Here is a 24,571-nt window from a genome sequence, read left to right on the forward strand (position 1 = left end):
TACGTAATTGATAATTTTGAATTTGATGGGGTGAAATACGTGAAAAAACGACCTTTCAGATTGAATATCCTGATCAAAAGGAGAATAGATAAGTTTACGGATATCAAAGAATGAAATAAAATCCTTTTCTTTGCGTCGTGCAAGCTGGCTTGTCGCTGTCTCGTAATTCGGGAGAGAGGAAAGTCCGGGCAACATAGAGCGCCATACTTCCTAACGGGAAGGGGTCAAGTTGGTGACGGCTTGATTACAGAAAGTGCCACAGAAAATATACCGCCTCGATCCCGATAGCTATCGGGATCGGGGTAAGGGTGAAATGGTGGGGTAAGAGCCCACCGTCCCGCTGGTGACATCGGGAGCAGGGTAAACCTTATGGGTTGAAAGACCAAATAGGTCCCGCACCAGATTCAATTCTGGAAAAGGCTGCTCGTCTTTCTGCGGGATGGGTAGGTTGATTGAGTCTGTCCGTGAGGGCAGATCTAGATAAATGACAAGTAATCCAATTGCCTAGCAATTGGAAGACAGAACCCGGCTTATAGGCTTGCACTCTTTTTAACATTTAGAAAACAATATACTCATATGCCAAAAATTCTAATTATCGACGATGAAAGGGTGATCAGAGCCACTTTGAAAGAAATTTTAGAATATGAAAAGTACGATATCTCCGAAGCTCAAGATGGTGAAGAAGGATGGAAAAAAATCCAAGAAGAAGATTTTGATCTTGTCCTGTGTGATATCAAAATGCCCAAAATGGATGGAATAGAGGTTTTGGACAAGGTAGCTACTTTGGATAAACAGCCTCAATTCATCATGATTTCGGCACATGGAAGTATAGAAACTGCTGTGGAAGCTACCAAAAAAGGAGCTTTTGATTTTGTGCCAAAACCACCTGATCTCAACAGACTCTTGCTGACAGTCAGAAATGCCCTTGACAAAAAAGTGTTGGTCACAGAGACTAAGGTCTTGAAGAAGAAGCTGTCAAAAAAACTGGATATGGTAGGAGAATCTGACCCTATCAAGCAGGTGAAAGATACTATCGAGAAAGTTGCTCCAACAGATGCTCGGGTACTGATCACTGGTCCGAATGGTACAGGAAAAGAACTTGTTGCCCATTGGTTACATGCCAAGAGTAATCGTTCTGCCTCTCCATTTATTGCGGTAAACTGTGCTGCCATACCATCAGAACTGATAGAAAGTGAACTTTTTGGGCACGAGAAAGGAGCTTTTACGTCAGCAAATAAGCAAAGACAAGGAAAGTTTGAGCAAGCAGATGGAGGGACTTTGTTTTTGGATGAAATTGGCGATATGAGTCTTTCTGCACAAGCAAAAGTACTGCGCGCGCTTCAAGAGCATAAAGTAAGTAGAGTCGGTGGAGATAAAGATATCCGAGTAGATGTCCGAGTACTTGCGGCTACCAACAAAGATCTAAAAAAGGAAATTGAAGAGGGAAAATTCAGAGAGGATCTCTACCATAGGTTGAGTGTGATATTGATTCAGGTACCTGCTTTGAAAGATCGTAAGGAAGACATCCCTTTATTGGTTGAGAAATTTTTGGAAGACATATCCAAAGAGTATGGTACTGCCAAAAAAGATATTGACAAAGCTGCATTATCCAAATTGCAAGAATTTCCATGGACAGGAAATATTAGGGAATTGAGAAATGTGGTGGAGAGATTGGTGATTCTAGGTGAAAAAACTATATGTCTTGACGATATAAAAAAATATGCTGACTATTGATAGTCAGCATATTTTTTTATCCTTTAATTTCTTTCGCGTCCAATGCTTTGGCATAAGCCGGACATGGTCTGCTCGATGCACAAGAACTTAGTGCTAAGATACCTACAGTAAGCACTGCTATCAATACTCTTTTCATAATTCTCTTTTTATTAAAGTCCAAAGATGTCTAATTCTTAGAGGAATACAAAATTAATTCACCATTAAGTTACATCCTCTTACTTCACTATTGTCAAATCTTCCCAAAATCTCTAAATTTCCATCTTGATCAAATCTACCCAAATCTTGTGTTTCTATAAATGAGCAAGAATGGAAATTTGCCAAATCAATTACATTGATTCCACCTTGACTTTTTTCAGATACAGAAAAAGGATCATTAACATCTCTTATCACAACGTGCATCGTGTTAGGTAAAGTATATTTTCCATTTCCTTTTGAATAAGCTTGAGACATCAGTTCAGTCATGCCGTATTCCGAGTGTATATTTTCTAAGTGAAATGCTCCTGTCAAAATATCATGAACTTCCTGTCTAATCATTTCCTTTCTTCTCCCCTTCATCCCTCCTGTTTCCATCACGATCAAATTTCCCATTTTGGGGAAATCCATCCCTCCTTCCGCTAAGTCCAACAACGCAAAAGTCACCCCAAGCAAAATTATTTTCTTCTCACTGTTTTTTAATAAATCTAGTTTCTCAATAAGTTCTTTATGATTGTACAAATAAGTTCCTGAATGTGGTGATTCGGATTTTTGGATAAAATATTCCGCCATACTCACCAACGAGCTCCCAGGTCTTTCCATATAGGCCGGCAAAAGCGCTAAAACATGATAGTCAGAGATCTTCCCATATTCTTTCTCAAAAAGATTGAGGGCATGATTTAAGTAAAACTCCTCTGACCAAATATAGTGTTTGCTTGTAATCATTCCTGTCGTTCCACTACTTGAGTAAAACTTACCAAGATCACCAATCTCTCCTGAGGTAATTTGATGATCTTTAAAAAACCGGATTGGTAAAAATGGAATATCATCTAATTTCGTTACACTTTGAGGATCAACTCTCCTTGCTTTCAAATATGATTTGTAGACAGCGTTGCTTTCTGCCTGAAACCTAAAAAGTTCCAAAGCCTTTTCCTCGAAATTTTTAATATTAAAATTAAGGATATCTTCAGAAAAACTTTTGAAATAATTCATCGTTTTATAATTTGTCTTGACAAAATTAAGCAATTTTACCTCAGAAGACTTTATTGAAATTAATTTGGAACATGAATAGTGTTAGAAACTACCTCCACATCGTATTGTTTGCAGCGCTTTTGGGTGCTTGTATTAGCCCTCCTGACAATTTCCCCTCAGTTCCTGAAATCACTTTTGAGGATCTGAACTTCGTAACCTCTCAAAATGGAGACTCTCTAAAAGTAAAAATAAGCTTCAAAGATGCAGAAGGTGATTTGGGACTGAATGCTATTGATATCAACCCACCATTTAATAGCTTAAATTTCATCAGAGACAATAGCGGCGCAATAATCACCTATAGCAATAGACCAAACAATGCACCTAGTTACAACCCAATAGATTGGGCTATAAACCCAAGAGTAAACAATACCATTGTAAATGACACAATATGGGTAGAGCAAAACCCAAATCACAATAATATTTTTGTGAAGTTTTTTATAAAAAGAAATGGTGTTTTTAATGAATTTCGATGGGAAGCCCCGCCATTTTTCACCACATTCAATGGCAGATTCCCAAGAATACTCACAAACAACCAACCAAAAGCTGTAGAGGGAACGATTGAGTATGCCATGCTTTCTTTCGGTTGGGAATCCATATTTAGAACCGATACGCTTAGAATAGATGTCCAAATTCAAGATAGAGCGCTAAACCGCAGCAATGTGGTATCTAGTCCAGAACTTACACTAGCACAAATAAGAAGGAATTAGATTATCCACATTATATAATTAATTCAATTTTATTTATAGTTTTTCTTTTTGGACGGGTTTTTGCGATATTGTACAAAGAAAATTAATTGTTACAATTTTGTTGTTTGAAATTTGTTCGACACCCAAACCTAATTTGAAAAATCATGAAAAAATCACTCTATCTCACCCTAATCTTGGCACTCGTGGGTTTCTCAGAAACTTATGCCCAAGGATTGAATTTTGGTCTTAAAGGAGGTGCAAACTTCTCTAACTTCGAAGGTACAAGCGCAAATTTTGACTCAGAAAGTATCACAAGCTATCATGCTGGTGCATTTGTAGAACTTGGACTAGGAAGTAGATTATCTATTCAGCCAGAGCTTCTTTATTCTACAATGGGTGCCAACGTATCTTTTGCGGGAGCTTCTGATGATTTCAAAAATGAATTGGGATATATATCCGTGCCAATTTTGGCAAGGATTTATTTGATTCCAAACAGACTATCTCTCGACGTAGGACCTCAAGTATCTTTTTTGATGAATGAAAAAGAAAACGTAAACCTTGAGAAGTCAAACACTTTTGATTTTGCGGTTTCGGGGGGAGTTACACTTCAGGTATTCGGACCATTGTTTATTCAAGGAAGATATAATTTAGGCCTCACTGATGTGAAGCCAAATGCAGATGTGACCAATAGAGTTGTTCAACTTTCTGCTGGAATAAGGTTCTAAACCAATTAATACCACTCCAAAAAAAGTTCCTCCGGGAACTTTTTTTGGTTATAGTGAATATAGATTTACTGAAATCATTTTCACTTAATATCGGTTGTATAACTGTCGACCGTTTTTTTCTCTAACCACAAAACCAATTATGAAAGCATCAGACCTTTTTGTAAAAGCTTTAGAAAATGAAGGAGTAGAGTACATCTTTGCCGTACCCGGTGAAGAGAATCTAGACTTACTTCAATCTCTCAAAAATTCATCAATCAAACTCATCCTCAACCGTCATGAACAAGGCGCTGGCTTTATGGCTGCTACTTATGGGCGGCTTACGGGCAAACCTGGAGTTTGCATGGCAACTCTCGGTCCTGGAGCGACCAATCTAGTTACCCCTGCCGCTTACGCCCAACTTGGAGGTATGCCAATGATGATGATCACAGGTCAAAAGCCGATCAAAAAAAGCAAACAAGCTAGATTTCAAATCATAGATGTGGTGGACATGATGCGTCCGATCACCAAATACACCAAGCAAATCGTCAATAGCAATAACATTGCTTCCCAAATAAGAGAAGCTTTCAGAATTGCCATAGAAGAAAAACCAGGCGCAGTACATTTGGAATTTCCTGAGGATATTGCCCAAGAAGAATGTGATGATAACGTATTTGAAGTCACAGGCCATATCATCCCAAAACCTGATGACAAAGCCACTGACCAAGCGATCAAAATGATCCAAGATGCAAAGATGCCACTTCTTCTTATAGGTGCTGGAGCAAATAGAAAAATCACTTGCGATGCGCTTAAGAGTTTTGTGGATCAGACCGGGATATTTTTCTTCAATACACAAATGGGAAAAGGTGTCATTGATGAAAGACATCCTCAATATTTGGGCACGGCTGCCTTATCTAGCAATGATTTTGTCCATGCTGCGATAGAAGCTGCTGACCTAATCATCAATGTAGGGCACGACGTGATCGAAAAGCCACCATTCTTCATGAAACAAGGAGGCAAAAAGGTTATCCATATCAATTTTTCACCTGCGGAAGTTGACCCTGTCTATTTTCCACAGCTCAATGTAGTCGGTGACATTACCAATGCAATCAAAAAAATCACTTCCAATATTGCGAAGCAAAGTCATTGGGAGTTTGAATTCTTCGAGAAAGTCAAGAAAGAGGTAGCTGGTCATTTGAGTAAGTATTTTGAGGATGAGCGATTCCCTACCCTTCCCCAAAGGTTGGTAAATATCCTTCGGAACAAGCTAGCCTCTGAGGATTTCATCACTTTAGACAATGGTGTATATAAACTTTGGTTTGCAAGGAACTACGTTTGTCACCAGCCAAATACCCTTCTCCTAGACAACGCTTTGGCCTCTATGGGGGCTGGCCTGCCTTCAGCCATGATGGTCAAAATCCTCAATCCTGAAAAAAGGGTGGTATCAGTATGCGGAGATGGTGGATTTATGATGAATTCCCAAGAAATGGAAACTGCTGTCAGATTGGGCTTGAACCTAACAGTAATCATTTTGAATGATTCAGCTTATGGAATGATCAAGTGGAAACAAGAAGATATGGGCTTCGAAGATTTTGGTTTGGATTATAAAAACCCAGACTTTGTCAAATATGCCGAAAGCTATGGAGCAAATGGCTATAGACCTGAAAGTGACGGTGATTTCCAAAAAATCCTTGATCATTGTCTCAATACCGATGGAGTTCATTTGATAGATTTACCTGTCGATTACTCCCTCAACCACCCGATTTTGAATGTAATGTTAAAAGAAAAAGTAGATAAGCTATGAGTGATCAGAAAACATTGAAGATATACAACCCATTTAATCAAGAATTGATCAAGGAAATCCCGATGATGGGCAAAAAAGAAGTGATGGATTCCCTTGAAACCGCATACGGACTTTTTCAAAATCGAAGCAAATGGATTCCTACTTTCAAAAGAATTGAGATCTTGGAGAAAGTTCAGGAAATCATGAAGGGAAAAGTAGAGGAATTGACCAATACTGCAGCAGAAGAAGGCGGAAAACCTTATCAAGACTCCAAAGTGGAAGTTTTGCGCGCTATCAACGGTGTGAAAATAGCTGCTGAGGAAATCGGAAGATTGACTGGAGAGCAGATTCCTATGGGACTGACAGAAGCATCTGTAGGAAGAATAGCATTCACCACCAGAGAGCCGATTGGCGTAATAGCTTCCATTTCTGCTTTCAATCATCCCCTTAATCTGATCATCCATCAGACCGTCACAGCGTTTGCTGCAGGATGTCCTGTGATTGTAAAACCTGCATCTACTACCCCACTTTCTTGTTTTGCATTCTTGGAGATTCTGAAAGAAGCTGGAGTTCCAGAAGGTTGGGTTCAGATAATCATCACAGACAACGACATAGCAGAATCTTTGGTTACCGATCAAAGGATAAATTATCTCTCATTCATCGGGTCAGCAAAAGTGGGTTGGTATCTAAAATCCAAACTAGCTCCTGGAACTCGTTGTGCACTCGAACATGGCGGTGCTGCTCCTGTAATAGTAGAAAAAGACGCAAAAATTGAAGAAATGATCCCTGCATTGGCAAAGGGAGGTTTTTACCATGCCGGTCAGGTTTGTGTTTCGGTACAAAAGGTTTTTGTCCATGAATCAATTGCTCGAGATGTAGCAGAGAAAATCGCAGCGGCTGGTAAAAAAATGGTCGTAGGTGATCCACTGGACAAGAAAACGGAAGTTGGTCCATTGATCACTCCAAAAGAAGTAGATAGAATAGAAGAATGGGTAAATGAAGCTGTAGAAAATGGTGCTGAAGCAATTTCTGGAGGAAAGAGGATATCAGACACCTGCTTCGAACCTACGGTTTTATGGGATCCATCGCAGGACATGAAAGTCTCTAAGGAAGAAATTTTCGGCCCTGTGATATGTGTTTATCCATATTCAGATAGAGAAAAAGCCATTGAAATCGCAAACTCTCTTCAATATCATTTTCAAGCAGCTGTGTTTACACAGAATTTAGACATTGCTTTGGATACCGTTCAAAAACTCAATGCAACCGCTGTGATGGTCAATGACCATACTGCATTCAGAGTAGATTGGATGCCTTTTGGAGGTAGAGATGCTTCTGGAGAAGGTTTAGGTGGGATTCCATATTCTATGCATGAAATGACAAGAGAAAAATTGATGGTAATCAAAAGTAAACTTCTATAAAATATGGCAACTATAACACATCAAAATACTGGAGATAAGAGTCAGTTTATTTTGCTTGAAGATGACAAGCAGATAGGCCTAATGACATATAAAATGGAAGGAAGCGAAAAGATGGTCATAGATCATACTGAGGTGGATTCTGAACATGAAGGCAAAGGACATGGTGAGAGTTTGGTGAATGCAGGAGTAGCCTATGCAAGGGAGGAAAACCTTAAAATTCTTCCTCTTTGTCCATTTGTCAAAAAAATCTTTCAAGAAAATAAGGAAATCCAAGATGTAAAAGCTTAATTAATGGTATGAAAGAATATAGCAACGGTGAAGTAACCATCACTTGGGAGCCAGAAAAATGTGTACATTCTGGTGTATGTGTAAAAGGTTTGGGCGAGGTTTTTCAGCCGAAAGAGAAACCATGGATAAAAATTGATGCCGCTTCAAGTGAAAAATTGGTTAATCAAGTTAAAAAATGCCCTTCCGAAGCATTGGGTTATTATTTGAATAACGAAGACAAAGAAATCGAATCTAGCACCAATGAACAAATCGTCGAAGTAATTCCAAATGGCCCCTTGATGGTGTATGGCAATATTGAAGTAAAATTCAAAGACGGGCATACAGAAAGAAAAAGCAAATCTTCAGCTTTTTGTCGCTGTGGATCATCTCAAAACAAACCCTTTTGCGATGGGGCACACAAAAAAATTGGCTTTGAAGGATAGATGAGAAGGATTCTTCCATTGATAGTCCTTTCCCAATTTCTTTGTACCTCACTTTGGTTTGCGGGAAATGCTGTGATTCCAGAATTAGCTAGTGCCCTAGACCTTCCTTTGGCTTTTTTGGGGAATTTGACAAGCGCAGTTCAATTTGGCTTTATTGCAGGCACCCTTGTGTTTGCAATTCTTACTATCGCAGATAAATTTTCCCCTTCTAAAGTTTTCTTTTTCTCTTCGATCATTGCTGGAATACTGAATCTTGCGATTGTTTTGGATGGGATATCTAGCTTTCAAATTCTCCTGTTTCGATTTGGAACAGGTTTTTTCTTGGCAGGAATCTATCCTGTGGGAATGAAGATCGCTTCAGATTATTTTGACAAAGGGCTTGGAAAATCTTTAGGATTTTTGGTTGGAGCTTTGGTTTTGGGAACTGCATTTCCTCATTTGGTAAGAAGCCTTACAGACCAACTTCCTTGGGAATTTGTAATCTACGCAACGAGTATATTGGCCTTTTTTGGAGGATTGTTGATTGTCTTTTTGGTGCCTGATGGACCATTTAGAAAAGGCAGCCAAGAATTCAATCCTTCAGCTTTCATAAAAGTTTTTCAAATCAAAAAGTTCAGAGCTGCTGCCTTCGGGTATTTTGGACACATGTGGGAACTTTATGCTTTTTGGGCATTTATCCCATTGATTTTGATTAATTTCCAATCAAATAATGAAATACAAATTAATGTCTCATTTTGGTCATTTTTAATAATAGCTATTGGCGGAATATCTTGTGCTTTGGGCGGATTGCTTTCCCAAATAACCCCTCCAAAGAAAATAGCTGTTTTTGCCCTTGCCACCTCAGGAATCTGTTGTTTGCTTTCCCCTATTTTCATTGGCCAAAGTTCTTTTGTATTACTCATTTCATTTCTATTGACTTGGGGCTTTGCTGTGACAGCGGATTCACCAATGTTTTCTACCTTGGTCGCCCAAAATGCCCCAGTGACCTCCAAGGGGACTTCTTTAACAATTGTCAACAGCATCGGTTTTACCATCACAATCGTCAGTATTCAACTCATAAATATTTCCTTAAATCATATACCGGTTGCATATATGTTTCTAATTTTGGCAATAGGACCAATACTTGGATTAGTTTCAATTTTTGATAAAAACAGAACTTAAATATTGATTCCAAAGTTTAATTTACAATGAAGTATAAATTCCTTTTTGCGCTTTTGATCCCTGCCTTGCTGATCTTTATGATAACTGATAAAGAATACAAAAACTCTCCTGATTTCCTTTCAAACCCCAAACTTAGTACAACTCCTCCATCTCCTAATTGGAAAGGGACGCCTTTGGATGAAAATGGGAAATTTACAAATATTTACCATCCATTTGAATCTTCATTAAAAGATGTTCTTAAATGGAAAACGAGTAAAAACCCTCAAAAAGAGGAAAAGAAAACTGATTTAAGAACATTGCCTGTTGCGGAGGAAATTTTTGATTTTGATCAAAATGAAGATTTTTTGATTTGGCTGGGACATGCCAGCTACCTGATCAGACTAAATGGGGAAGTATATATAACAGATCCATTGTTGATGGACAACATGTTTCTAAAGCGAAAAAGTGAATTACCATTTCCCTTAGAATCCTTTCCCAAAATAGATTATTTGTTGCTTTCGCACAATCATCGAGATCATTGTGACAAAAACAGCATTAAATGGCTAGTTAAAGAAAATCCTAGGCTAAAAATCATGACAGGCCTTGGTATGGAGAATGTTATAGATTCATGGCTTGATGACCAAGAGGTTCAAGAAGCAGGATGGTATCAATCTTTTGATCTAAATGAAGCTAATCCCAAAATTCACTTTGTACCTAGCCGTCATTGGTCAAAAAGAGGTTTGAGTGACGACAACAAAAGCTTGTGGGGTGGATTTTACATAGAAACTAAAGAAAAATCCATCTATTTCATGGGAGACAGTGGACACGGAGAACATTTTGAAGATATCAAAAATACTTTTGGATCACCCGATTACTGCTTGATGGGATTAGGCGCATTCAAGCCTGAGTGGTTTATGCATCAAGCACATATCAGTCCCACAGACGCTATTGAGGCATTTAATACACTTGGAGGCAAGCATTTTATTCCTATGCATTATGGAACTTTTGACTTGTCTGACGAGCCAATTATGGAACCATGGGATATAATTGACACCAACAAAAATTTGATCAATGGAGAGTTGATCGAGCCCCTTTTAGGTGCGAATCTTTTTATGGATTGAAATAAAGCTAAATTTATATACGGAATGATACCAGTAATTTAAGAAGAGAGTTCTCTTTGATTCATTTCGATCCACCAGAGGCGGACAAGTTTTTAATTGATATTAGATATTGATCTAAATCAAATATTAATAATAGAATATGATTATCCGCAATCATACCACTAATCAATTAAACGATTGTTTTTTGGCAAACTGATACTAATAGATATTGGATATTTATTGAAATTGATTCGAAATCACAGGTTAATTCAATTATTTAGATTCTACTGGTATGAAAACGGATATACATATAATAGAATTATAATCTACCGGAAAAGTAGTGTTTAATCATATAAAACTATGTGAGGAACTGAATTGAAAAATAGCTTTATCTTTTAATGGCTTGTGAAGACACAAGCCAAGGTAGAATTGGTAAACAATGGTGTTTTTTATGACCTGTGAGGACACAGGCCATGAATCTGTTTAGGAAACAAACAATTACATCAAAAACCCATTTTCGACAGGATAAGGTTCTGGGGTGTTTTTTTCTTCCAGCATTTCAAGTAAATCTATTTCAATGGCACGTGCGATAGAGGAAATGGGAACATCGTTGTAAGCAGATTCAAAAGGATTTTCTGAGTAGTCACCTATTTTATCCATCAAAAAGAAAACCCATATTATCAATCCTGAGAAAGGAATGGTTAACCATACAAACATCACTTGAGACTGTTCGAAAATATTGAGAAGACCAAACGGAATAAGTGCACAAAAGACATAGTTGATCCAAAGCGCAGTAGAAGCATATTGCCTTGGAAGGGGAAAGTTTTTGATCCTTTCGCACATCCCTTGGTCATCATAAAGACTACTGATGATTTGATGCAACCAAACTTGTTTATAATCTGAAATTAGTCCATCGTTTTTCATTTTTTCAATTTCTTCACTTTGCTTTTTGAGAATATGTGAAGGGATATTTCCCTTAGTCTTGAAATATGCAAATTCGGATTCAGATAGATATTTCTTTACTTCTGCATCAACTCCACCAACATATTCATCACAGTATCTTGGGGCAAATTTTAGTTTCTTCGGATCTTCATTATGCTCCCATGATTTTTTGACACGTAAGGCATGCTTCAAAGCAAGCATCCATGCGATATGTCTATAGATCATTTCTTTTTTTAAGACTTGATTGGATTCTCCATCCTTGGATTCCAGCATTGTCAAAACTGCCGTGGTAAATTTTCGGCTATCATTGACAATTGCTCCCCAGATTTTTCTAGCTTCCCATGTCCTATCATAGGAACTATTGTTTTTGAAACCAAGGTAAAATGCCACTGCCACGCCTATGACACTGATTGGTTCCCATGCCAATGTGAAAGGAACTTCTGACATTCTATAAAAAACAATGATGATAGCTGAATACAGCATTCCATAAATCAATGGCTTTCTTGACCATCGAATTGTCATCCATAAACTGTAGTGCCTTTTTACATACATAGTGAAATAATTAAAATTCGAAGTTTAATTTAAAGAACTTTACCGAAAAACCACCTTATCACAGTTCTAAATTAATTTATCTTATCTTTGCATTACTTTGTAAAAAGATCGGCAAGTTGTAAGCCGCTTTTAATTAACATTTCCGCTGATTCAGATCATACAACGTCTTTTCCAGCCAAAATCACATTCAGCCACATGGCATTCAAAAATTTAGAATTAATTGAACCAATCCTCAAGGCATTGACCGAGGAAGGTTACACCACACCCACACCTATACAGCAAAAAGCCATTCCATTGGTTTTAGAGAAAAGAGACCTATTGGGTTGCGCACAGACTGGTACTGGGAAAACAGCTGCTTTTTCTATACCAATTATCCAATTATTGGCTTTACAAAAGCAGAGAAGACCAGGAATCAAAGCTTTGATCCTTACTCCTACCAGAGAACTTGCTATTCAAATCGATGAAAGTATTGCTGCCTATGGGAGGTTTACAGATATCAAACACACAGTTATATTTGGCGGTGTGTCCCAGTTACATCAAACAAATGCTCTCAAAAGAGGTATAGATATCCTTGTCGCTACACCAGGAAGACTTTTGGATCTGATCAATCAGCGTTTTATTGATTTACGACAATTACAATTTTTTGTGTTGGATGAAGCAGATAGGATGCTCGACATGGGATTTATCCATGATGTAAGAAAAATAATTGCATTGCTTCCTGCAAAGAGACAAACGCTGTTTTTCTCAGCTACAATGCCACCTGAAATTCAGAAATTGGCAGATGTCCTTTTGAAAAACCCATCTAAAGTGGAAGTGACACCACCCTCTTCTACTGTGGATAAAATAGACCAAAGACTTTATTTTACCAACAAAAGTGATAAGCCAAAATTGCTTTATCACTTATTGGAAGAATATAAAATCAGGACAGCTTTGGTGTTTACAAGGACCAAGCATGGTGCCGATAAGGTCGTGAAATTTCTTGCAAAGGATGGAATCAGAGCTGCAGCAATTCACGGCAACAAAAGCCAAAACGCTAGACAAAATGCTCTGAAAGATTTCAAAGCTGGAAAATTGCAAGTATTGGTAGCAACAGATATCGCAGCCCGTGGTATTGATATAGATGAATTAGCACACGTGTTCAATTATGATTTGCCAAATGTATCTGAAACATACGTACACAGAATCGGTAGAACAGGAAGAGCAGGAAATTCAGGTATAGCCATTTCAATCTGTGATGAAGAGCAGAGAAAAGAATTGAAGGATATAGAAAAATTGATAGGAAAAGATATACCTGTGATTTTGGATCACCCATATCCTTCCAAAATGCCGGCAGGCTCTGGACTTGCTCAAAAAGTGAAGGCTAAAACCCAAGGCAGAAAGCCCCACAGCAAGCCACATCATAAAGGAAGAAACTAACATAAAAAAAGTCGTCAGAAATTATCTGACGACTTTTTTTATGTTGAAAATTCTATTTTTTATCTAAAATTATAATCCACTCCAGACACCTGCGTGAGTAATGTAGCAGGAGCATCCAGTGCTTTTGCTGCACCCTTTGGTGTCGGTGTGACTGGTGAATTGTTTGCTAAATAGCTCTGCATAACTTGGTGTAAAGTCAAATCTTTGTTCACTACATCTTTAACATTGTTCATTCGACAAACAACATCAGCTGGGTCGCCATCTCTTTCACAAGCGCTTATTGAGTAGAGTTTGTTTAAATCAAGAGGCTGCCCTGCTACTTTTACAGATTTAACCCTCTCTCCTTCATTTCCAAAGGCATTGAATTCCACTTCCATTCCTTTGAATTTGATCACCCATCCACCAAAACGCTTGGAAGCATCTTCTGCAAACACATTATTGAGCTCTTTTTCCAACCAATTCATCAGCTGAAGTCCTGTAACCTTCCCTGTTCTCACTATACTATCTACTGGCAACATGTCATAGACATTTCCTCTCGTGATTGGGATATTTCCTGTTTGGTCAGGTGTAGCATTTGGTGGGCAAAATCTAAAGCCATTCGATAAGACAATATCTATATCAGGCATGTTCCATTCCAAAGCATCCAAAACCATCTGATCAATGGGGTTCTCGATCACAAAGTACCTGTAAAGCGGAATTGTACTATATCCAATGACCGTCTCAATATCAGCCTTAAAAGGAGCTTCAACGGTCTCTATAATTTTTTCAATTTTCTCAGAAGCTTTAATTTCATCTGATAACACATCCATCAATTCATAGGAATCAGCCACAACTTTTCCTTTTTCAAAGGTCAATTCAAGTTTGCCTAAGAAAGAGCCAAATGCTCCTGGCTGAACCACTTTTGCATATTTTCCCTGAATTGGTTTTCTAACTCTCTCGTGTGTATCAGCTCCCAAAATATAATCCACACCTTCTGCTGCTGAATTGTTAGCTAAAGCGATTTCTTGAGAAAGTCCTATATGTGAAACGATGGCTACAAAAGCACATTTTTCCTGATTTTTCAACACATCTACATAATGTGCTACATTGTCTTCGGGTTTGGTAAAAATAATTCCTTCACTGTAATTTGGAGATTGTCTGTTGGGAACAAGGTGATCATTGTAGCCCAAGAAACCGATTTTCACGCCATTCACTCTCCAAATATAGTAAGGCGGAAAAATCAGTTCTCCTCTTTGACCATTTCCAAGATCATGATACATGTTGGCACATACCTTTGGAGCATTCAAGGAACCCATTAAATCCTGCATGGCATTTTTATAATACACTACTTCCCAGTTCCCCGGTAGATAGAGATCATAACTCATTCCATTCAGAATTGGCACCATTGCTTTACCTTCCGTTTTTACAGAAAGCATAGAGCCCTGAAACATATCTCCTGTATCTATCAGAAAAGAGTTTTCAGCTTTTGCTCTTTCTTGCTGAATAAAAGTATGAAGGTTTGCATATCCACCTGCTTTTTTGAAAATAGACTCTCCATTTTCCCAGTATAGTTCATCATGCGGATGAATCTGACAATGGACGTCAGTTGTTTGAAATATGGTCAGTTTAAAGTTTTCTTTGATGGTATCGTCAAGTTCAGCAGTTTGATTTTTAGAATCACTTGCACAGCCGGGTGCGAGGGAAATCAAACCTGTACCTGCACTCAAAGCGCCGAGCTTTGCAATAAAACTTCTTCTAGATTTTTTCATGTTTGGGTATTAGTGTATGATTCAAGCTACTATCAGAAAGGTAGTTTGAAATTTCAATAAGTCACAAAGCAAAAATGTAAAAATCCTGAAAGCAATGAAGTGATAATTGTTACATAGTTAAAAAAGAAAAAATTGTCTAATCTTCATCTACTCCTCTTGGATGTAACAAACATCACCAAACCTTTTCTCAATTGTTAAGACTTTTGTGAGGTGAAATCAGAAAATGGTGTGACCTATGCTGATTTTTACTAACTTCAAATAGCATTTAGACTATGAGCAATACGATTTCAAATAAAATAAAAAGCTACCTTCCTATTTTAGAGTGGTTGCCCAATTATAAAAAAACAGATCTGCAGGGTGACCTTTCAGCAGGTTTGACTGTAGGTATCATGTTGATTCCTCAGGGAATGGCTTATGCCATGCTTGCAGGTTTGGAACCCATACATGGATTGTATGCAGTGACTGTACCATTACTTTTGTATGCGATTTTCGGAACTTCAAGGCAACTCGCAGTTGGCCCTGTGGCGATGGTATCACTATTGACAGCATCAGGTATAGCGAGTTTGAATGCTGGATCTCCCGAACAATATTTGATATATGCACTAACACTCGCTTTTTTGGTTGGCTTGATTCAATTTGGAATGGGAGCACTCAAACTTGGTTTTGTAGTCAACTTCCTCTCCCACCCCGTAATCAGTGGCTTTACTTCCGCTGCTGCTATCATTATTGGTCTGAGTCAGATCAAGCACCTTTTCAGAATCAACCTGCCTAATTCTGAGCATATTCAAGAAATGGCTGTAGCCATATTCCAAAATATTGGAGACATCCACTGGATCACTTTTGGAATCGGCGTAATTGGTATCATCATCATCAAATACGGTAAGAAAATCCATAAAAGTTTTCCTGCTCCTCTGGTAGCCGTGGTTGTTGGAATTGCTTTAGTAGCAGGTTTTGACCTAACACAATATGGCGTCAAAATCGTAGGTGATGTACCAAGTGGATTACCAACATTTTCTTCACCATCATTTGACATGCAATCTTGGAAAACACTCTTCCCAATTGCATTGACGATTTCATTGGTTGGATTTGCAGAGAGTTTTGCAGTGGCCAAAACGATCCAAGCCAAGCATAAAAATTATAGACTCAATGCCAATCAGGAATTAATTGCCTTGGGGATGGCCAATTTTGGTTCAGCATTCTTTAGAGGGTATCCCGTGACAGGCGGATTTTCTAGGACTGCAGTTAACAATGATGCTGGCGCTAAAACTACCATGGCATCAATCATTTCGGCAGTACTTATTGTATTGACTTTGCTTTTCTTCACGGGCTTATTCTATAATTTACCGAGTGCAATCCTAGCTGCTGTGGTATTGGTAGCTGTATCAGGATTGATTGATTTCAAAGAGCCTGTTCACTTGTGGCACAAAGATAAGTTTGACTTCACCATGCTTGTGGCGACATTTATCATTACACTGACTTTGGGCATTGAGACAGGAATTATATCTGGGATGGTTTTATCTCTTTTAGTGGTAATCTACAAAGCTTCAAGACCTCACATGGCACAGTTAGGAAGAGTTCCAGGCTCCAATATCTATCGAAATATTGATAGATTTACCGATTTGGATGTTAAGGAAAATCTTTTGATGGTCAGAATCGATGGCCCAATCTATTTTGCCAATGTAGAGTTTATCAAAGACAAACTAGACAAATGGATTCAAGAGCGCAATGATCAGGTAAAAATGATCGTGTTCAACATGGAGTCTGTCACCAATATCGACAGTACGGGTGCGCATGAACTCAATGAATGGATCAATGCTTGGAGAAAATCGGATATAGATATTTGTATGACAAGCATCAAAGGCCCAGTACGAGATGTGCTCAACAGGTGGGCAATATTAGAGACTGTGGGTGCAGACCATGTATTTGTGGATGACAATTCAGCAGTCTCTTCATTTGACCATACGATGGATTCAGAGACATTGGAAAAATATACTCCTTACGCTATCCAATCTAACTTGAAGAAATAATGTGTCAGTTTAATGTCGATCGATACCTCTCCAAAAATCAAAATTGGGCAAAGGAAGTTTTGGCAAAAAATCCAGAATTTTTCAAAGAATTAAAAGTAGGTCAAAATCCAAAAGCATTATTACTTGGCTGTTCGGATAGTCGGGTAAGTCCCTCTCAGGTCTTTGGGACAGAATTAGGCGAGTTTTTTATTCACAGAAATATCGCTAATGTCGTCTCCCATACAGACCTCAATTTCCTATCTGTCATGCAATATGCGGTGGAGGTATTAGGAGTGAGAGACATTATCGTCTATGGTCATTATGGCTGTGGCGGCATCAAAGCAGCTTATGAAAACAAAGCAAATGGACTTATCGATAATTGGCTCGCCAACATCAAGGACGTGATCAGGCATTATAAAAAAGACTTGGAGGCTATAGAAGATGAAAATGAAAGGCTCAATAGATTGGTGGAATTGAATGTCCTAGAGCAAATTGAAAATATCAAGCAAACATCTGTCTACAAAAAAGCAATTTCAAATGACATTGAACTTAATTTACATGCTTGGGTATTTGATTTTTCTACTGGCTTGGTGAGGAATTTGAAAGAATAGGTGGTTGTTTGAGCTAGACAATATTCAACATTACATAAATAATTTGGATGGAATTCTAAATACCTGAAAACTAAAATTGAGATATTTTGACCTTTATAGCAATTATATCGTTCGTCCCGATGGGACTTTAGGGTGGTAGTGAGACTTTTTGTCGGTAGGTTGAAACCTACCGTTAATAGATCGCTCGTCCCCCTGGGACTTTTAGGACTATGTCATGATTAAGTCTCCCTTAGCGGTTGTTAGCGATCCTCAGCAGGTTCAAAAAAACAAGGAAGACATGATACGATTCAGATATATTCCTATTTGACATTCTTTCTTTGCGTATCTCTGCACCTCTCTTCCCTTTGCTAGAAACCTTTACCCAACCAACTCCTCAAAATCATCTCTGATATAGATTACATTCCTGCCCAACTCTATCCATTTTTTCTTTTCCAATTGCTTGAGCAATCTTGAGATTACTTCCCGGGAAGTTCCTAGTTCATTGGCGATTTCTTGGTGGGTGATTGTTAATTCATTGGTCTTGAATTGCTTCATCTTGGTGACTATGTATCTCATCAATCGCTCATCCATTCGCTTGAATGCTACTGCATCAAGTGCTACCAGCAGTTCTTGAAATCGACTTTGGTAAGTACTGGACACAAAATCTTTCCATTGCTTAAACTTATCTGTCCATTGTTCATGGATATTTACAGGTATTCCTAATATCTTGGTATTTTCCTCTGCTACAGCTTTGATTTCTGAAGGCTTAGATGCTGAGCAGCAAGTCAGAGAAAGTGCGCATGTCTCTCCTGGTTCAAGATAATAAAGAAAAAGTTCTTTACCATCTTCGTCCATCCGCATGATTTTGATAGCTCCCTCCAGTACAATAGGCACCATTTTTACAAATTGACCTGGCTCGGTGATGATTTTGCCTTGCTCGAAAGTGTGAATAGAACCTTGATCTATTAATGCATGAAGTAAATGTGGATCGGTAATGTTTGGCAATATTTGCTTGAGTGTACTTATTTCCATTTTATGAAAAGACCATTTTATAAAGTATAAAGTAGCAACGAAAGAATCACCAAAATAGTGACTTTAATCACAAATAAAAAAAGAGGTTGGGAATGATCCCAACCATTTTTGCATAAATATTAAACCAAAACGCTCAATTAAGTTGTAAATCCACCATCAATAACATAAGTCGCGCCCGTTATAAATTGACTTTGGTCCGAAGCAAGGAATGATACCAAATTAGAAATATCCTCATTGACCGCATACCTTCCAAGTGGTATCATTTGTTCGAATCCTTTTTTCACTTCATCTCCAGCTCCTGGTGCAAAACCTTCTTCCAACGAGCGCATCATTCTATTATCAACTGGGGAAGGATGTACGGAATTGACCCTTATATTCATCGGAGCACCTTCCAATGCTGCTACTTTCATCACTCCTATTGTTGCATGTTTACTCGCAGTGTATGCCATCATTTTTGCAGTACCTCTCAGGCCTGCTACTGAAGATGTAATGATAACCGACCCCCCATTTTTCATGTGTGGAAATCCAAATTTCATCCCCAACCAAACCCCTTTGACATTGACAGATATCACTTTATCAAAAACTTCTTCAGAAAGTTCTGTCAGTGCACATACCACGCCCTCAATCCCTGCATTTAGAAATAAAATATCGATCTTACCCATGACTTTGTAAGCTTCATTGGTATATGCTTCCACTTCTTCGGATCGACTTACATCAGCCGCATGTATATAAACTTTTTCACTTTTCAGCGAATCCTTTGCTTTTTGCAACTCGTCTTCACTCAGATCTACCAACATGATACCTGCTACGCCTAAGTCTAGAAATTTTCTTGCAGTAGCCAAACCTATTCCTCCAGATCCACCTGTTATCAGCGCCATTTTCCCTTGTAGTGTCATCATTTTCGTTCTTTAATGAGGTATCAAGTTACTCATAGCGAATACAGTATTCGCTATTTATAATCAGCAAGTCAGATGACTTTTGTCATAAAAAATTTGAGAGTTTTGAGGCAATTTTGGAGTAGGAAATATAAATAACCTAACCATGAAGTTGAGTATGAAAAAACTATCCAATTAAGGGATAGCAATTTATTATGCAAAACTCCATAAGAGCATTATAAACCAAAATATAAAGAGATGAAAAGAATCATCGTTCCAATAGACTTCTCTAGTTATTCAGAAAACGCTTTTTTGAGTGCATTGAAAATAGCGGCAAAGGGTAATAGCAGTATTACTTGTGTGAATGTAATCTCATCTTCACTTAACTGGGAAAAACTTTCTAAAGAAGAAAAAGAAAGACACCAAGATATTTTAGACCTGGAAGCAGAAAGTAATGACAAGCTAAAGGCATTTATCCAAGACCACCGGTCACCTGGCACTCCTATCGAAGGGGTCGTGGAGGTAGGTACGCCACATGAAATAATTGTCTCACTTGCCGAAAAACAATCAGCAGATTTGATAGTAATAGGAGCATATGGCAAAGGATATATTGATGGCAAATCCATTGGATCAAATCTCCAAAAAGTACTAAGAATGGCACACTGTCCTGTTTTGGCTGTAAAAAAAGTATTGAATGGAAATGATTTAAGAAAGATGGCTTTTGCCTCACTATTCAACGAAGAATCCAAACCAGCATTTACTAGAATGAAGCCCTTGGTAAAGCAATTACGTTGCGCTGTGCATTTTCTTTTCGTCAACACTCCAGAGAAATTTATGTCATCTAAAGAGTCCGAACACAAGATGCAAAAATACGCTATTGGTCAAGAGGAATTGATTATCCACAAGCATGTTTACAACCACTTGGACGCGGAAAATGGAATCATTGAATTTGCAGAACGCAATAACATTGGCTTTATCGCTATGGCTTCTAACAATAGGAAATCAGCCAAAACTTATATGATAGGAGCAACTGAAACTGTACTTTTCAAATCTGACATCCCAGTGTTGAGTGTGAAATTTGAATAAAAAAAATGGTTAACTCACAAAATTGTTACAGCTATTTAATCTATGCAAATCCGCTCGATTCGTTTTATTCGTGTTATATCCTTCACTTATCTATTACTGATTTCTCCAAATGCTTTAAATGAATTATTGCACTTCCAAAATTGTCCAATCCTGAAATCACCTGTTTGATGACATTGGTAAGAGTTGACATTGGAAAATCAATTTGCCTTTTTTGAGCCTTTTGGTACAAGTTACTTATTAGCGCTTGGTATTTTTCATCATGCTCACGAATCCAGTCTGGAGCTTCTGCCACCTCGTCCAGTCTGCTGTATTTTTCTACTTTGTGCAATACCTCTGATATATATGTCTTCAACGAAAAATTAAGATCTTTAACAAACTCATCTTCAGACTCTTCCATCTCAAGGATATTGTGTAAAACATCCTTGAAATCTTTGGCTGCATAAACACACATTCTCAGTGCAAGCATGATAGAAGTGGTTTTATTTGCCAAATACAAATCCAAATTCTCTCCTTGCAATGACAAATGATAAGCTGTCAACTCATCTTCAAGCGCTTTGATTTCCTTATATTGGGACATCAAATCAAACGGTTGTCTGATTATTTTTTTCCACAAGGATGTCTTTTTACTCTCTATATTTCCATTCTCCCAAATTTTCATAATAAAGTCGGAGGTCATCTCAATGGCTAATTTTACATCTTTTTCCAAAGCTGTAGTTGCTGCTTCTGGGACCTCTTTATTCACCTTATGGATGTAGACTGACGCATTTTTGACTTCTTGACTCTCAAATTTGGATCTTAGCCAAGTCTCTAATGGAGAAATCAGCGGGTAAAAGAGAAAAATTCCGAAAAGATTAATGATTGAATTTAGTAATACCAATTCCATCAAGGGATCTTTTATAGAAAAGAAAGACATGGTATAGAATATGATTTTATCAATAAAAATAAATACGATCAAACCTGTCACTGCATTGAATAAAAAATGCGCTAAAGCTAGCCGTTTCTTATCTGCAGTACCATTGACAGAACCGATACCAACAGTTACTGTAGTGCCAATATTTGCCCCAATGATCAAAACAGCCCCTGCTGTCAAATCTATTACACCAGAACTTATTGCGGAAAGTACAATGACAACCATCGCAGAACTAGATTGTATCAAAGCCGTGATTACAATTCCAATAACCAAATATATCCATAAACCATAAGCACTGAATGCTCTCAAATCAATTTGATCAGCTACTGCCTCTATCGCAGTTTTCATAAAATCCAACCCCAAAAAAAGTAACCCAAAACCAACTGCAAAAGCCCCAATATTCTTTAAAAAAGGACGACTTGAGAAAAAAAGAAACATCAAACTGCCTATTCCCAAAAAAGGCATAGAGAAAGCTGCTACGCTAAACTTAAAACCCAAAGTAGCAACAATCCAAGCTGTAATTGTAGTCCCTAAATTGGCTCCCAAGATCACTCCAATAGAATTTTTTAAGTTGATCACTCCTGCTCCTAAAAAAGCCAATACCATCAATGTCACCAAAGAACTACTTTGAAGTACTGCTGTGATCGAAGCACCTATTAAAATCCCTTTCCATGCGCTGTCTGTTGACTTTTGAAGAAGATTTCGGAAAGATTTCCCTGCCATGTCTTTGATAGACATTTCCAGTTGATTCATTCCCCATAGAAACAATCCTATCCCAGCTATGAATTTCCAAGTGTCAAAAATTTCTTGTTCCATTTTATACCAAGCTTGTTAGGATAATTAGCCATTATTCAAATTAAATAAAGGAGATTTATTTATTTCAGATAGAACACAGAAAACGCGGATTTGGCAGATTATCACTGATTACTACTATTCCCAACTGTGCAAATCCGCTCAATCCGTGGAATCGGCATTCTATGTTTTTTGTATTTTGCTGACATCAAGCAAAAACTACATTTGCAATCTTCATAGCCTCATTGAATTCAAGGTTGTTGATCTCAAATGGTTGACCACATTTTTCCAATACTTTAATTAAAGATTCAGTAGCAATGTTGCCAACCAAATCATCTTTAGCCATAGGACAACCCCCAAATCCCTTTAAGGCCGCATCAAACCTTACACAACCAGCCTTTAGTGCCGCTTTTACTTTTTGTTCTACCTCTTCAGGTTTGCTATGAAGATGTGCACCAAATTCTATATGGGGAAAGGCCTGGATATTGACTTCAAAAAGCTTTTGAATCAATTCTGGGTTGGCAGAACCAACAGTATCGGCAAAAGAGATAATTTTGATACCCATTCCATCTAGTTTTTCTACAAATTCTGCGACCAACTCAGGTGAATAAGCATCTCCATATGGATTTCCAAAACCCATACTCAGATAGGTCACAAGTGTTTTCCCTTTTACTTCTGCCAAATTTTGGATTTCTTCGACTGAATGAAGTGCTTCTTGTATAGATTTATTTGTATTCCGTTGCTGAAAGGTCTCAGAAATAGAAAGTGGAAAGCCTAGATAATCAATCTGTTCGAATACCAAAGCATCCTCTGCACCACGGGTGTTTGCTATGATAGCTAAAAGCTTTGACTTACTGTCAAAGAGATCTAGTAAATCCAAAACATCCGCAGTATCCCTCATTTGAGGTATTGCCTTTGGGCTTACGAAACTGCCAAAATCAATAGTATCGAATCCCACCTGCAGCAATTGATTGATATAAGCTGCTTTGATGGCTGTATCGATGAAATCAGGAAAACCTTGCATGGCATCCCTAGGGCATTCGATCAATTTTATCATACCATGAAGATAGACTTGTGACTTTGGAGGTACAAGTTTTTTGTGAAAAAATAGAAAACCTTCGAGGTCTGGAAAAAGACCTCAAAGGTTGAAGGGGGGGGAACGAAAGTTTTGCTAAAATACCTCTTTGGCTATTTTATAGGTAGCGTCTGCTTTACTCATGGTATAGTAATGAAGACATGGGGTGCCTGCTGCTATTAGTTCTTTGCTTTGAAGGATTGCCCATTCGATACCAACCTGCTTGACTTCTGCATTGGTCTTGCATTTTTCCAATTCATCCATCAATTCATCTGGAAAATCAAGAAAGAAAGTCCTTGGCAACATGGTGATCTGACCTAAAGTGGTGATAGGTTTCAAGCCTGGGATTATAGGAACGGTGATACCTGCTTCTCTTACTTTTTTTACAAATTCAAAATACTTCTGATTGTCAAAAAACATCTGCGTTACGATGTATTCTGCTCCTGCATCTACTTTTGCTTTGAGATGCTTGAGGTCAAATTTCAAACTTGGGGCTTCAAAATGTTTCTCAGGATACCCTGCTACGCCGACACAAAAATCTGTCTGAAAACCTGTTTCTGTCTCTTCATGAAGGTATTTCCCATGGTTCATCCCTACTATTTGGGAAACCAAATCCTTGGTGTATGAATGTCCATCTGGCTCGGGAATAAATTTATTTTCACTTTTCGGAGCATCTCCTCTAAGTGCCAAGACATTTTGTACACCTATAAAGTTGAGATCAATCAGTGCATTCTCTGTTTCTTCTTTTGAAAAGCCTCCACATAGCAAATGAGGGACCGCGTCTACATGAAACCTATTCATAATCGCAGCACAAATCCCTACGGTCCCAGGTCTCTTTTTGGTACTTACTTTTTCCAATAGTCCATTTGGATGCTTTTTATATATAAACTCTTCGCGATGATAAGTAACATCTACAAAAGGCGGATTGAATTCCATCAATGGCTCTATCCCTTCACATAAATCTTTAAGACTTTGCCCTTTCAAAGGAGGTAAAATCTCAAAAGAAAATAGCGTCTTATCTGCTTGTGAAATAAATTCTGTAATTTTCATT

General features: G+C 38.0%; 21 protein-coding genes and 1 other RNA gene. 14 read left to right on the forward strand and 8 right to left on the reverse strand.

Features of this window, described 5'->3' with window-relative positions:
* Positions 1 to 136 precede the first annotated feature (136 nt).
* Together rnpB and MM213_RS14315 are read left to right on the forward strand one after the other, a co-directional pair.
* Positions 137 to 549, forward strand: an RNA gene (gene rnpB / locus MM213_RS14310) — RNase P RNA component class A.
* Positions 550 to 576: 27 nt separating this feature from the next.
* On the forward strand, positions 577 to 1,734 hold the full coding sequence (locus MM213_RS14315; RefSeq protein WP_241413306.1) for a sigma-54-dependent transcriptional regulator: 1,158 nt from the start codon (positions 577 to 579) through the stop codon (positions 1,732 to 1,734).
* Between the two features lie 189 nt (positions 1,735 to 1,923).
* On the opposite strand, the gene MM213_RS14320 is transcribed toward MM213_RS14315, so the two are convergent.
* Positions 1,924 to 2,919, reverse strand: a complete 996-nt coding sequence (locus tag MM213_RS14320) for a LuxE/PaaK family acyltransferase (protein WP_241413308.1) — start codon at positions 2,917 to 2,919, stop codon at positions 1,924 to 1,926.
* 71 nt (positions 2,920 to 2,990) lie between these two features.
* Here MM213_RS14320 and MM213_RS14325 point away from each other — a divergent pair, with 71 nt between their 5' ends.
* The 8 genes from MM213_RS14325 (at position 2,991) to MM213_RS14360 (ending at position 10,517) form a co-directional block, all read left to right on the forward strand.
* On the forward strand, positions 2,991 to 3,665 hold the full coding sequence (locus MM213_RS14325; RefSeq protein ID WP_241413310.1) for a hypothetical protein: 675 nt from the start codon (positions 2,991 to 2,993) through the stop codon (positions 3,663 to 3,665).
* 143 nt (positions 3,666 to 3,808) lie between these two features.
* Entirely contained in the window at positions 3,809 to 4,369 is a 561-nt protein-coding gene (locus MM213_RS14330) for a porin family protein (RefSeq protein WP_241413311.1), read from the forward strand.
* A 139-nt stretch (positions 4,370 to 4,508) separates the two neighbouring features.
* Entirely contained in the window at positions 4,509 to 6,149 is a 1,641-nt protein-coding gene (locus MM213_RS14335; protein ID WP_241413312.1) for an acetolactate synthase large subunit, read from the forward strand.
* The gene (locus tag MM213_RS14340; RefSeq protein WP_241413314.1) at positions 6,146 to 7,546 is read left to right on the forward strand and encodes an aldehyde dehydrogenase family protein; all 1,401 of its coding nucleotides are present in this window, start codon (positions 6,146 to 6,148) and stop codon (positions 7,544 to 7,546) included. Before MM213_RS14335 ends, MM213_RS14340 begins: the two co-directional genes overlap by 4 nt.
* Positions 7,547 to 7,549: 3 nt before the next feature.
* Positions 7,550 to 7,834: a GNAT family N-acetyltransferase gene (locus tag MM213_RS14345; protein ID WP_241413315.1), complete on the forward strand. Its 285-nt coding sequence runs from the start codon at positions 7,550 to 7,552 to the stop codon at positions 7,832 to 7,834.
* Positions 7,835 to 7,842: 8 nt separating this feature from the next.
* Positions 7,843 to 8,256, forward strand: coding sequence for a (4Fe-4S)-binding protein (locus tag MM213_RS14350; RefSeq protein ID WP_241413316.1), 414 nt, complete (start codon positions 7,843 to 7,845; stop codon positions 8,254 to 8,256).
* Complete coding sequence (locus MM213_RS14355) at positions 8,257 to 9,417, forward strand: MFS transporter (protein WP_241413317.1); 1,161 nt, start codon at positions 8,257 to 8,259, stop codon at positions 9,415 to 9,417.
* 26 nt (positions 9,418 to 9,443) lie between these two features.
* Positions 9,444 to 10,517, forward strand: a complete 1,074-nt coding sequence (locus tag MM213_RS14360) for an MBL fold metallo-hydrolase (protein WP_241413319.1) — start codon at positions 9,444 to 9,446, stop codon at positions 10,515 to 10,517.
* 477 nt (positions 10,518 to 10,994) lie between these two features.
* Here the strand turns inward: MM213_RS14360 and MM213_RS14365 are convergent, their stop codons facing one another.
* Positions 10,995 to 11,990 (reverse strand): bestrophin family protein, encoded by a 996-nt coding sequence (locus MM213_RS14365; protein ID WP_241413320.1) that lies wholly within the window; start codon positions 11,988 to 11,990, stop codon positions 10,995 to 10,997.
* 195 nt (positions 11,991 to 12,185) lie between these two features.
* Between MM213_RS14365 and MM213_RS14370 the strand changes: the two genes are divergently transcribed.
* A complete protein-coding gene (locus MM213_RS14370) occupies positions 12,186 to 13,406 on the forward strand; it encodes a DEAD/DEAH box helicase (RefSeq protein WP_241413322.1) in 1,221 nt (406 codons plus the stop codon).
* Between the two features lie 59 nt (positions 13,407 to 13,465).
* Here MM213_RS14370 and MM213_RS14375 read toward each other — a convergent pair whose 3' ends face one another.
* Positions 13,466 to 15,154, reverse strand: a complete 1,689-nt coding sequence (locus MM213_RS14375) for a bifunctional metallophosphatase/5'-nucleotidase (RefSeq protein WP_241413324.1) — start codon at positions 15,152 to 15,154, stop codon at positions 13,466 to 13,468.
* A gap of 272 nt (positions 15,155 to 15,426) precedes the next feature.
* On the opposite strand from MM213_RS14375, the gene MM213_RS14380 reads away from it, so the two are divergent.
* Both MM213_RS14380 and MM213_RS14385 read left to right on the forward strand, forming a co-directional pair.
* Complete coding sequence (locus MM213_RS14380) at positions 15,427 to 17,181, forward strand: SulP family inorganic anion transporter (RefSeq protein WP_241413325.1); 1,755 nt, start codon at positions 15,427 to 15,429, stop codon at positions 17,179 to 17,181.
* Positions 17,181 to 17,771 carry a carbonic anhydrase gene (locus MM213_RS14385; protein ID WP_241413327.1) on the forward strand — a complete coding sequence of 197 codons (591 nt, stop codon included), beginning with the start codon at positions 17,181 to 17,183 and terminating at the stop codon, positions 17,769 to 17,771. The genes MM213_RS14380 and MM213_RS14385 overlap by 1 nt, the downstream gene beginning before the upstream one ends.
* Positions 17,772 to 18,128: 357 nt before the next feature.
* On the opposite strand, the gene MM213_RS14390 is transcribed toward MM213_RS14385, so the two are convergent.
* Both MM213_RS14390 and MM213_RS14395 read right to left on the reverse strand, forming a co-directional pair.
* Positions 18,129 to 18,782, reverse strand: a complete 654-nt coding sequence (locus MM213_RS14390) for a Crp/Fnr family transcriptional regulator (protein ID WP_241413329.1) — start codon at positions 18,780 to 18,782, stop codon at positions 18,129 to 18,131.
* A gap of 137 nt (positions 18,783 to 18,919) precedes the next feature.
* Positions 18,920 to 19,678, reverse strand: a complete 759-nt coding sequence (locus tag MM213_RS14395; RefSeq protein ID WP_241413409.1) for an SDR family NAD(P)-dependent oxidoreductase — start codon at positions 19,676 to 19,678, stop codon at positions 18,920 to 18,922.
* 237 nt (positions 19,679 to 19,915) lie between these two features.
* Here MM213_RS14395 and MM213_RS14400 point away from each other — a divergent pair, with 237 nt between their 5' ends.
* Positions 19,916 to 20,743: a universal stress protein gene (locus tag MM213_RS14400; protein WP_241413331.1), complete on the forward strand. Its 828-nt coding sequence runs from the start codon at positions 19,916 to 19,918 to the stop codon at positions 20,741 to 20,743.
* A gap of 82 nt (positions 20,744 to 20,825) precedes the next feature.
* Here the strand turns inward: MM213_RS14400 and MM213_RS14405 are convergent, their stop codons facing one another.
* The 3 genes from MM213_RS14405 to metF all read right to left on the reverse strand — a co-directional run bounded on the left by MM213_RS14405 (position 20,826) and on the right by metF (position 24,570).
* Positions 20,826 to 22,469 carry a Na/Pi cotransporter family protein gene (locus MM213_RS14405; RefSeq protein ID WP_241413333.1) on the reverse strand — a complete coding sequence of 548 codons (1,644 nt, stop codon included), beginning with the start codon at positions 22,467 to 22,469 and terminating at the stop codon, positions 20,826 to 20,828.
* A gap of 184 nt (positions 22,470 to 22,653) precedes the next feature.
* Positions 22,654 to 23,502, reverse strand: coding sequence for a hydroxymethylglutaryl-CoA lyase-like TIM-barrel protein (locus MM213_RS14410; RefSeq protein ID WP_241413335.1), 849 nt, complete (start codon positions 23,500 to 23,502; stop codon positions 22,654 to 22,656).
* 114 nt (positions 23,503 to 23,616) lie between these two features.
* Positions 23,617 to 24,570: a methylenetetrahydrofolate reductase [NAD(P)H] gene (gene metF / locus MM213_RS14415; protein ID WP_241413337.1), complete on the reverse strand. Its 954-nt coding sequence runs from the start codon at positions 24,568 to 24,570 to the stop codon at positions 23,617 to 23,619.
* Position 24,571 lies beyond the last annotated feature (1 nt).

Origin of the sequence: Belliella alkalica (assembly GCF_022549785.1) — a bacterium.
GTDB lineage: Bacteria > Bacteroidota > Bacteroidia > Cytophagales > Cyclobacteriaceae > Belliella > Belliella alkalica.

Coding starts and splice junctions, on each gene's coding strand:
- MM213_RS14315 (WP_241413306.1), top strand. CDS start 577: ATGCCAAAAATTCTAATTATCGACGATGAAAGGGTGATCAGAGCCACT.
- MM213_RS14320 (WP_241413308.1), bottom strand. CDS start 2,919: ATGAATTATTTCAAAAGTTTTTCTGAAGATATCCTTAATTTTAATATT.
- MM213_RS14325 (WP_241413310.1), top strand. CDS start 2,991: ATGAATAGTGTTAGAAACTACCTCCACATCGTATTGTTTGCAGCGCTT.
- MM213_RS14330 (WP_241413311.1), top strand. CDS start 3,809: ATGAAAAAATCACTCTATCTCACCCTAATCTTGGCACTCGTGGGTTTC.
- MM213_RS14335 (WP_241413312.1), top strand. CDS start 4,509: ATGAAAGCATCAGACCTTTTTGTAAAAGCTTTAGAAAATGAAGGAGTA.
- MM213_RS14340 (WP_241413314.1), top strand. CDS start 6,146: ATGAGTGATCAGAAAACATTGAAGATATACAACCCATTTAATCAAGAA.
- MM213_RS14345 (WP_241413315.1), top strand. CDS start 7,550: ATGGCAACTATAACACATCAAAATACTGGAGATAAGAGTCAGTTTATT.
- MM213_RS14350 (WP_241413316.1), top strand. CDS start 7,843: ATGAAAGAATATAGCAACGGTGAAGTAACCATCACTTGGGAGCCAGAA.
- MM213_RS14355 (WP_241413317.1), top strand. CDS start 8,257: ATGAGAAGGATTCTTCCATTGATAGTCCTTTCCCAATTTCTTTGTACC.
- MM213_RS14360 (WP_241413319.1), top strand. CDS start 9,444: ATGAAGTATAAATTCCTTTTTGCGCTTTTGATCCCTGCCTTGCTGATC.
- MM213_RS14365 (WP_241413320.1), bottom strand. CDS start 11,990: ATGTATGTAAAAAGGCACTACAGTTTATGGATGACAATTCGATGGTCA.
- MM213_RS14370 (WP_241413322.1), top strand. CDS start 12,186: ATGGCATTCAAAAATTTAGAATTAATTGAACCAATCCTCAAGGCATTG.
- MM213_RS14375 (WP_241413324.1), bottom strand. CDS start 15,154: ATGAAAAAATCTAGAAGAAGTTTTATTGCAAAGCTCGGCGCTTTGAGT.
- MM213_RS14380 (WP_241413325.1), top strand. CDS start 15,427: ATGAGCAATACGATTTCAAATAAAATAAAAAGCTACCTTCCTATTTTA.
- MM213_RS14385 (WP_241413327.1), top strand. CDS start 17,181: ATGTGTCAGTTTAATGTCGATCGATACCTCTCCAAAAATCAAAATTGG.
- MM213_RS14390 (WP_241413329.1), bottom strand. CDS start 18,782: ATGGAAATAAGTACACTCAAGCAAATATTGCCAAACATTACCGATCCA.
- MM213_RS14395 (WP_241413409.1), bottom strand. CDS start 19,678: ATGACACTACAAGGGAAAATGGCGCTGATAACAGGTGGATCTGGAGGA.
- MM213_RS14400 (WP_241413331.1), top strand. CDS start 19,916: ATGAAAAGAATCATCGTTCCAATAGACTTCTCTAGTTATTCAGAAAAC.
- MM213_RS14405 (WP_241413333.1), bottom strand. CDS start 22,469: ATGGAACAAGAAATTTTTGACACTTGGAAATTCATAGCTGGGATAGGA.
- MM213_RS14410 (WP_241413335.1), bottom strand. CDS start 23,502: ATGATAAAATTGATCGAATGCCCTAGGGATGCCATGCAAGGTTTTCCT.
- metF (WP_241413337.1), bottom strand. CDS start 24,570: ATGAAAATTACAGAATTTATTTCACAAGCAGATAAGACGCTATTTTCT.